Here is a 7,912-nt window from a genome sequence, read left to right as displayed (position 1 = left end):
CGGAGGATTCTCAGGGCCCCGCTGGAAAGTACGTCGTATTGGTAAGTGATCTCGGAATTCTCCTCGACGGTGTCGTCGTAGGAGATATCCGCCCTCCGCTCGTTCACGTATTCCTGTGGCGGCCGATTCTCCACCAGCTTGATGAAGACACTCATGGGCCAACGGTACGGTCCTTTCGTGAGCTTCGCCCTCCGGGACGAGAGGAGGTCAAGGCGTCCGCTGGCTGGGGTCCTGCTCCTGTTCACGGCAGCCTGGCAGGGAGCGGAGCCTCCTTCACTCGGGGTGAAGCCGATCAAGTCGAGGTGGCGATTCACCGATGCCCCTCAGGTCGCCGACCTGAGGGCTTGTGCAGGGCATGCACTGCACGGGCTGTTCAGACGTCGTCGTGCTGGGGGCGGTCGGCGGCCGAAGCGCGGCCGGTCGCCAGCCAGGATCGCGCGGGTTCGGCGGGATGCGCGGTGTCCACGGTGAGGTGGAGCCGGGTACCGCCTTCGCGGCCAGCCGGGCAGCTGCGTTGTTCGGTGGAATCGAAACAGTGCCGGAGGACTGGGCGTTTGAGCTGGCGGATCAGGAGGGCTCCCACAGTGATCAGGCCCAGGATCAAGGCCAGGGTGACGGCGATCTCCACTGCCCTCACATCCCTCGGGCGGAGGGCGGAGGCCCGGTCGGGTTCCCGGTCGGTGGTGGCGCGCCCCCACCCTCGGTCTCCCATTCCTCTTCGCGGTCCCGTGACTCCGTCGCGTCGTCGGCCGCTCGCTCCTCCTCCATCAGCCTGCTCGCGGTGAGGAGGCCTCCGGGGGTGGTCGCGGCGGACATCAGCCTGGCGGCCGCGGCCGGGTCGGTCTCCGGCGGGATGATCAGCAGGTCCAGGCGCTCCGCGGTGTAGGAGAATACGAGGAGCTTGTGCGGGTCCTGCTCATTCGTGAACCACCCCACGTGCACCGTGTGCCCGGTGACGGGAACCTTGCGCGGGATCACGGGCCAGAAGGCCGGATTCACCGTGACGTGGGTAACTCGACCCCAGGAGTGGTCCAGCCTCGCCGCCAGTGCGGGGAGCTCGCGGGAGAGGTCACGCGAGCGAGGCCACCAGGCACCGTCCAGAAGCCCCGGCGCCGTTCCTGGCGTCAGGGACAGGCGAGCGGGCGGCGAAGGGGCATGCTCGTCGGTGGTCGTACGGTCGATGTTCACTGCCATGGTGCGAACCCTGCCCCGGGCTCGTCGTCGGCGGCCCGGCATTGTGACTTGCCGGTAACGACACCCGCATGGGCGCCGTTGTGCGAAGAGTTCCCGGTTTCTTCACCCTACTCCCGCAGGCGGGTCCGCAGGCCTCGCGCGACCAGGCAACCTGGCGGGAACGCGGGCCTGCGACGACCCTGTGGGCGACCCGTCGCCGACCTGCGGAGTACGGCGGGACTACTGCGAGCGCTTCGCCCGGTGCTGCCGGCACATTCCCCGACGCGGCACGGGCCGCACTGGCCAGAGCCGTGCGGGCCGACAATGTCACCCAGGCCGAACAGATCCTCATCGACACCGGCAGCACTCCGCAGACCTGAACGCCGGGGCAGCGCGGCGTACGGTCAGCCGAGGAAGGACAGCCGGACCTTTCGCTCGGGGGCGTCCCGGCCGGTGGTCACCAGAACGACGGACTGCGAGGTCCCCAGCTCCAGCTGACCGCCGACCACGGGCAGCGTGGCGTGGGGCGGGACCAGGGCCGGGAGCATGTGATCGCGGCCGGGGACCGCACCGCCGTGGCGGTCCTGCCAGCGGTCGTCCGCGCGAAGAACCTCACGGAGGGCCGCCAGCAGGTCGTTGTCACTGCCGGCCCCGGTCTCGATGACGGCCAGGCCGGACGTCGCGTGTGGAGTGAAGACGTTCAGCAGCCCGTCTCTCCCGTGAGCGACCTCCCGGAGGAACGCGGAGCACGCGTTCGTCAGGTCGTGCATGGTTTCGGCGGAGCCGGTTGTCACGTCGACGGTGCGGGTGGTGAAGGTGCCGGTCATGGTTCACCAGTACCCGCTGTACAGGAGCAGCGCTGACGGCTGGACGGGTTGTTCCGCCGGACTCCGATCACCGAAGCCGCCCCGTCGCTCGACCCACGTCAAGGGCCGGTCGGTTCATCCCTGTTCGCGACGTACAGGCAGGACTGAGCTGCCCCGAGTTTCGTAGAGTCCAAATCTTGATTGGTTCAGGCGGACTGCGGGGTTTGCTCCTGGCTCCGCCGGAAGGCTTCCTCGTACTCGGCCGGCGGTACGTAGTCGAGTGCGGAGTGGAGGCGTTCTTCGTTGTACCAGGTGATCCACTGGAAGATCGCCCGTTCGACCTGGTCGACGTCCTTCCACGGGCCCTGCATCTCGATCAACTCGGCCTTGAAGGTGCCGTTCAGCCCCTCGGCCATCGCGTTGTCATACGAGTCCGCGACGGAGCCGACCGAAGCTGACGCGCCGATGTCGGCGAGCCGGTCGGTGTACCGAACTGATACGTATTAAGACCCGCGGTCGCTGTGGTGAACGAGGCCGGAGTCCTTCTTGACCCTCCGCCTCCACAGGGCCATCTCCAGTCCGTCCAGGGGCAGTCCTGTCCGCATGCGGTTCGCGACCTGCCAGCCGACGATCATCCGCGAGTACGCGTCCAGGACGAACGCCACATACGCCCATCCCGACCAGGCGCGGACATACGTCATGTCCGCTGCCCACAGCTGATTTGGCCGCGAGACGGTGAAGTCCCGGTCGACCAGATCCGGCGGACGCGGCGCCGACGGCTCCGGGACCGTGGTCCGACGCCGCCGGCCACGGATGACGCCCTCCAGGCCGAGCTCGGCCATCAGTCGCTCGACGGTGCAGCGGGCCACCTCGTGGCCCTTGCGCCGAAGCGCGCCGGTGATCCGGCGGGCGCCATGGGTGCCGCCCGAGGTGGCGTGAGCCTCCTCGATCAGCCGCATCAGCTGCTCGTCACGGAGCCGACGGGCCGACTTCAGCCGCTTCTTTCGGGCGAAGTACGTCGACGGCGACAGCTGGAGCACCCGGCAGACGGGATCGGCCCCGACACCTCTGTCACGCAGGCGGTCGATCACCCGCTCGGCCTCGTCCGGGGACGGTCGATCTCCTGGGCAAAAAACACCGAGGCGGCCCTGAGGATCTCGTTCGCCCGCCTCAACTCCGCTACCTCTTTGCGAAGTTGCTTCAACTCGTCCTGCTCGGCGGTGGTGAGCCGGTCTTCGCACTCGCCGCGGTCGGCCTCGGCCTCGCGGACCCAGCCACGCAGGGCTTCTTTGTGGACGCCCAGGTCCTTCGCGACATGCGCGACCGGACGGCCGGTGGTGCGGACCTCGCGGATCGCGCGCCCGCGCAGTTCGTCGGGGTATTTACGGGGTGCTGCCATGGTGCCGGTGGCTCTCCTACGCCAGGACCGTAACCCTGGCATCAGGGACTCCACAAATCTCAGTACAGCTCAAATTGCTTGTGAGCGTCCCGCGCAAGTTCCTCGGTCTCAGCGGCTCGGGTGATGAGTTCGGTGACGATACGGAGGCGTTCTTCGCCTGCGGAGGTGCTGGTCCAGGTATCGAGAATAGTGAAGAAGGGGGATTCCACCTCTGTGATGGACAGCTCCAGCAGACGGGATCCGATCTGCGCCTGCCCTCGTCGTCATCGATCTCCCGGACCTGCACACGTTCAGCCACGTGATCATTCTGACCGCCCGGCGCAGCAATCAAGCGATGCGTCACAGCGGGGCAAACGTTGCCTGATGCGGCACTAGCAAAACGGCCACCGAACAGCACCAGACAGCGCCTTACCGAACGACACACCAAGCCGGACACCTCAATGACACCCTCCCCGAACCTCACAATCGGATCGTGGCGCAGCGCACCGATCCGGAGCACCCGGGCGTCTCGGTGGTGACGAACTACGTCTCCGGGCGGTCGGTCGAGGAGGCGGTTGCCAAGGCTCGTGAGGTGCTGGAGAAGCCGGGCGGTGTGTACGGGGACCAGGGCTTGCACCGCGTGGTGGAGGTGGTCGAGGAGGGTCCGTCCAGCGAGCTCCGGCAGCAGGAGGGGGCGCGTCGGCGGTACCTCACCACGATCCTGGAGGCGGCCAAGGCCACCGTGCGTGGCCGTGAGCTGGACAACCAGGATGCTGACCTGCTGAGCCTCCTGGACGACTTCTTCACCCGCGCCGTGGTCTTTCCCGACCCGCACACCGGCGGCGTACGGCCACGGCCCCACCAGGCCACGTTCGGCTGGACCAGCAAGCCGCCCGGGATCACGCACGCCAGCGACCCCGGCCGGGCTCTGGCCGTGTTTCTCCTGGCCTGCCTGGACCACTACGGCCTGGCCGTCACGAGCCCGGGTACTGCGGACGTGAGGCGGAGCGAGCGGGCGGACCTGGTGCGGCTGGAGCGGTTCGTCCGGGAGACCGTGCTGCCGGGCACGCACCCGCACACCATGGAGCGGCGCCGGGTGCTGGAGGCGCTGGGCGAGGCTGGCGGTCTGTGCACCGCGCGAACGGTGGACAGCGACGGGGACGTCGTCGTCTGCACGCGCGAGGCCGGGCACTGCGACCCGGACGACGTGCCGCCGTTCAGGGGCGGGGAGCCCGGCGGCTGGCACAAGGCGGGTGCGTCGATCTGGAAGGACTCCGGTACGGCCAGCACTCCACACACGGCCGTCTGAGAATCCAGGCTCTGAAAGGGAACGGTATGGCACAGGTGAATCAGCCCCAGCCCGCCTCGGACGGCGAACTGGATCCGCACCAGATCGAGGCCGTCGATGCGGCTCTGCGGCGCCTTTCGATCCCGGCTGGAGGCGTCCCCGTTGGGGGGCTGCGGACTCAGGTCATCGCCGCTACCGGGTCCGGGAAAACTCGGATCGGGGCGGAGGTCGCCCGGCGGCTTTCCGTGCGCCGTGTCCTGGTCCTGGTCCCGACGCGGGACCTGCTGTTGCAGATGGCCCAGGCGTGGCGGCGGGCCGGGCGGACGGGGGCGATGGTCGGGGTGTGCAGACTGTCGGCCGAGGAGTCCGACGGGATTCCCTGCACCACAGATGCCGGTGAACTGGCGGAGTGGGTGGGGGGCTTGGACAGCGTGACCGTTTTTGCAACGTATGCCTCGGTGGGCAGGGGGGTGCTTCAGCGGGCCCACGAGGCCGGCCTACCGGGGTGGGACCTCATGGTCACCGATGAGGCGCACCGGGTCAGTGGGGATGCGGCGAAGCCCTGGGCGGCGGTGCACGACCAGAACCGGATCCCGGCGGTGCGGCGGCTCTACATGACGGCGACGCCGCGGGTGTGGGAGGCCGAGGACGGGGAGCAGCGGCTGGTGGCGAGCATGGACCCGGACAGCCCTCCGCCGGCTGTCGCCGCCGCCCTGGCCGAGTCCGACCCGGACACCTACCCGCCCGCGGACCGAGTGTGGGCGGACTGGCTCTACGGCGACCACTCCCCCGCCCACCGCCGCCGGACACTGAACGAATTCGCCTCCCTCTTTCTCGATGGAACGTCTGATAGACGTGCCGAATTGCGGGTTCTCAGCTCCGTGAAAGTCCTCGGGGAAGGAGTCGACACAGCAGAATGCGATGCGGTGCTTTTCGCGGATGCGCGGGGGTCGATGGTCGACATCGTGCAAATGGTCGGGCGTGCCCTGCGCACCCGGCCCGGACGCGGGAAACTCGCCACTCTGATCGTGCCGGTATTCCTCGGACCCGGTGAGAACGCTGATGAAATGCTGACTTCGGACGCCTACACCACCCTCGCGAAGGTCCTCTCAGCCTTGCGGGCGCACGACACGGACACCATCGAGGCACTGACCGACCCCCGCACCCGCACCGGCCGGAAGAACATCACCGAGAAGCAGGACCAGGACCAGGACCACGACCACGACGGCAACGGCAACGGCGCCGAGGATGTCCTGGACGGTGACGGCCTGGAGGACGGCGGCGCGGCGCGGGTGCGGGTGGGTGAGGCGGCGGCCGGGGTTTTGCGGTTCAGCGAGGAACGCGACCCCGCCGTGCTGGCGCAGTTCGTGCGGCTGCGGGTCATCGACCCGGAGAAGGCGTACTGGCTGCGCGGAATCGAGGCGGCCACGAAGTGGCTGCGCGAGACCGGGAACAGCGTGCTGCGGGTGCCGTACGCGTATGTCACGCCGGACACGGACGGCTGGGGCGGGGCGGGCGCGTATCCGCTGGGGCGGTGGCTCGCCGAACAGCGGCGCTACTACACCGACGGGACCCTGGAGGCGGAGCGTCTCGTGCAGTTGGAGGCTCTGGGGATGGTCTGGTCCGAGCGGGACGCGGCCTGGGCGGACGGGGTGGCCGCGGCCCGGCTCTACACCGCCGCCCACGGCCACTTCCTCCCCCCGACCAACGCGGTCTGGGCCGACTACCCCATCGGCGTCTGGGCCAAGAACGCACGGGCCGCGGCGCGGCGGGCGCGGGAGAACGAGGAACTCCGCGCGGCCGGCCAGCCCGTGGCATCGGCGGCCAGGGCCATGACCCAGGAGCGACAGAGCGAGCTGGACGCGATCGATCCGGGATGGTGCCCGGCCTGGGACACCACATGGCAGCGCTGCCACCGGCTCGTGCACAACCACATCCAAGCCGGCGCCACCGTCCCGACGACCGCCGGGACGGTGGTCGTCCAGGGCGAAGACCTCGGCCGGTGGGTGATCGCGCAGCGGCGCAGGTGGGAGCAGCTCTTGGCCGCGCAGCAGTGGCTCCTGGAGAACACCCTCGGGCTCACACCAGCCGCGAAGGAGGAGGCGGGGCGGCCGGTGTTGCGGGGACAGGACGCGAAGTGGGCCGCGAACCTCGCTGCCGCCCGGCAGTTCCATGCCCGGGAAGGACACCTGAAAGTGCCCGCAAGCATGTCGAGCAGGTGGCGCAGCTGGGCGCGGAGGCGGGCCTGGTGGGCCGCCAGAACGGCGCTGACGGGGCCGTGGAGGTCAAGCTCGGCACCTGGCTCGACAACGTACGGCGTCGGGCCGCCAAGCTTCCCGAGCAGCGGCGCGCGGACCTCGACGCACTCGGCATGCGCTGATAGAGGCGGACGGCAGGGGGTGGGGGCTATGTGCCTGATCCGAGGCGGCTGAAGGCCCAGCGGAGGACTTCTTGGTCGACGCGGGGGCGGCCGGTGCGGTTCAGGGCGGTGCGGGTGTGGGCGGTGAGGCGGGCCCAGTTGCGGAAGTTGCCGTGGGCGGCGCGGCTGTCGGCGTAGGCGATGTCTTCGGGGTCGGTGTCGGCCCAGATCGGGTGGTAGAGGGGGATGGTCTCGAGAACTTCGTCGGTGGTGAGGCGGGTGAAGCGCTGCCAGATGAAGATGCGGGAGGACAGCATCGGTTCTTTGCGGAGGGTGGCGTGGCAGCCTTCGCCGCCGACGAAGATGACGGCGAGTTGGGTGTGGGGGTCGTCCCAGAGGTAGCGGATGTACTCCAGTTGGTCGCTGGAGAGCCACTGTGCCTCGTCTAGGACGAGGGTACGCGGGTGGGCGGCGAGGGTTGCCTTGAGGAGGTGGTCGAACTCGTTGGCGTAGCGCGGGGGCTGGCCGGGGAGTTCGAGGGCGGTGTGCAGTTCGTGGCGTACGGCGCGGGTGGTGGTGCGGGCGTGGAAGGTGATGCGGCGGATGTCCTCGCCGGGCTCCAGCTCGCGCAGGCAGCTGGTGACGGCCATGGTCTTGCCGAAGCCGGCGCCGCCGTGGATGCACGTCATCGCGCGGGCGTTGATGGTGTCGGTGAGGTTCTCGCGGGCGGTGAGCAGGGCTCGGGTGGTGACCTAGGCGGGCGTCGGGCAGGGCGGTGTACTGGCCGGTGGGTGCGGGTGGCAGGCGGGTCATGGGGGGGTGCCCCTATCTGTTTCGTCAACCCTGTCAGGTCGGTTCCCTGGGGTGGCGCTGGTTTTCGGGAACGTCCCGCGAAGCGGGACGTTCCC

10 protein-coding genes are annotated in these 7,912 nt (G+C 69.2%); 2 read left to right on the top strand and 8 right to left on the bottom strand.

Going from position 1 to position 7,912, the window contains the following annotated elements; translation table 11 throughout:
• Positions 1-373: 373 nt before the first annotated feature.
• From AB0E67_RS35755 to AB0E67_RS35725, 7 genes are all read right to left on the bottom strand, one after another.
• Entirely contained in the window at positions 374-604 is a 231-nt protein-coding gene (locus tag AB0E67_RS35755; protein ID WP_362034937.1) for a hypothetical protein, read from the bottom strand.
• 29 nt (positions 605-633) lie between these two features.
• Entirely contained in the window at positions 634-1,194 is a 561-nt protein-coding gene (locus AB0E67_RS35750; protein ID WP_362034935.1) for a DUF5994 family protein, read from the bottom strand.
• Positions 1,195-1,577: 383 nt separating this feature from the next.
• Positions 1,578-2,000 carry a YjbQ family protein gene (locus AB0E67_RS35745; RefSeq protein WP_362034933.1) on the bottom strand — a complete coding sequence of 141 codons (423 nt, stop codon included), beginning with the start codon at positions 1,998-2,000 and terminating at the stop codon, positions 1,578-1,580.
• 185 nt (positions 2,001-2,185) lie between these two features.
• Positions 2,186-2,395: an integrase core domain-containing protein gene (locus AB0E67_RS35740; protein ID WP_362034931.1), complete on the bottom strand. Its 210-nt coding sequence runs from the start codon at positions 2,393-2,395 to the stop codon at positions 2,186-2,188.
• An 87-nt stretch (positions 2,396-2,482) separates the two neighbouring features.
• On the bottom strand, positions 2,483-3,070 hold the full coding sequence (locus tag AB0E67_RS35735) for an IS3 family transposase (protein ID WP_362034929.1): 588 nt from the start codon (positions 3,068-3,070) through the stop codon (positions 2,483-2,485).
• A complete protein-coding gene (locus tag AB0E67_RS35730) occupies positions 3,067-3,378 on the bottom strand; it encodes a transposase (RefSeq protein WP_362034927.1) in 312 nt (103 codons plus the stop codon). The genes AB0E67_RS35735 and AB0E67_RS35730 overlap by 4 nt, the downstream gene beginning before the upstream one ends.
• 59 nt (positions 3,379-3,437) lie before the next feature.
• Positions 3,438-3,587 (bottom strand): hypothetical protein, encoded by a 150-nt coding sequence (locus AB0E67_RS35725; RefSeq protein ID WP_362034925.1) that lies wholly within the window; start codon positions 3,585-3,587, stop codon positions 3,438-3,440.
• 263 nt (positions 3,588-3,850) lie between these two features.
• Between AB0E67_RS35725 and AB0E67_RS35720 the strand changes: the two genes are divergently transcribed.
• Both AB0E67_RS35720 and AB0E67_RS35715 read left to right on the top strand, forming a co-directional pair.
• A complete protein-coding gene (locus AB0E67_RS35720) occupies positions 3,851-4,666 on the top strand; it encodes a hypothetical protein (RefSeq protein ID WP_362034923.1) in 816 nt (271 codons plus the stop codon).
• Positions 4,667-4,692: 26 nt separating this feature from the next.
• Positions 4,693-7,077 carry a Helicase associated domain protein gene (locus AB0E67_RS35715; RefSeq protein ID WP_362034921.1) on the top strand — a complete coding sequence of 795 codons (2,385 nt, stop codon included), beginning with the start codon at positions 4,693-4,695 and terminating at the stop codon, positions 7,075-7,077.
• On the opposite strand, the gene AB0E67_RS35710 is transcribed toward AB0E67_RS35715, so the two are convergent.
• Positions 7,052-7,693 (bottom strand): ATP-binding protein, encoded by a 642-nt coding sequence (locus AB0E67_RS35710; RefSeq protein WP_362034920.1) that lies wholly within the window; start codon positions 7,691-7,693, stop codon positions 7,052-7,054. The genes AB0E67_RS35715 and AB0E67_RS35710 overlap by 26 nt on opposite strands.
• Positions 7,694-7,912: the final 219 nt, after the last annotated feature.

It is taken from the genome of Streptomyces sp. NPDC032161, from assembly GCF_040636995.1.
Lineage (GTDB): Bacteria > Actinomycetota > Actinomycetes > Streptomycetales > Streptomycetaceae > Streptomyces.
This window is presented reverse-complemented; position numbering and strand designations above follow the sequence as displayed.

Bases quoted from the DNA above. Each gene is read 5' to 3' on its own strand.
- AB0E67_RS35750 (WP_362034935.1), bottom strand. From the start codon at position 1,194: ATGGCAGTGAACATCGACCGTACGACCACCGACGAGCATGCCCCTTCG.
- AB0E67_RS35745 (WP_362034933.1), bottom strand. From the start codon at position 2,000: ATGACCGGCACCTTCACCACCCGCACCGTCGACGTGACAACCGGCTCC.
- AB0E67_RS35740 (WP_362034931.1), bottom strand. From the start codon at position 2,395: ATGGCCGAGGGGCTGAACGGCACCTTCAAGGCCGAGTTGATCGAGATG.
- AB0E67_RS35730 (WP_362034927.1), bottom strand. From the start codon at position 3,378: ATGGCAGCACCCCGTAAATACCCCGACGAACTGCGCGGGCGCGCGATC.
- AB0E67_RS35715 (WP_362034921.1), top strand. From the start codon at position 4,693: ATGGCACAGGTGAATCAGCCCCAGCCCGCCTCGGACGGCGAACTGGAT.
- AB0E67_RS35710 (WP_362034920.1), bottom strand. From the start codon at position 7,693: ATGACGTGCATCCACGGCGGCGCCGGCTTCGGCAAGACCATGGCCGTC.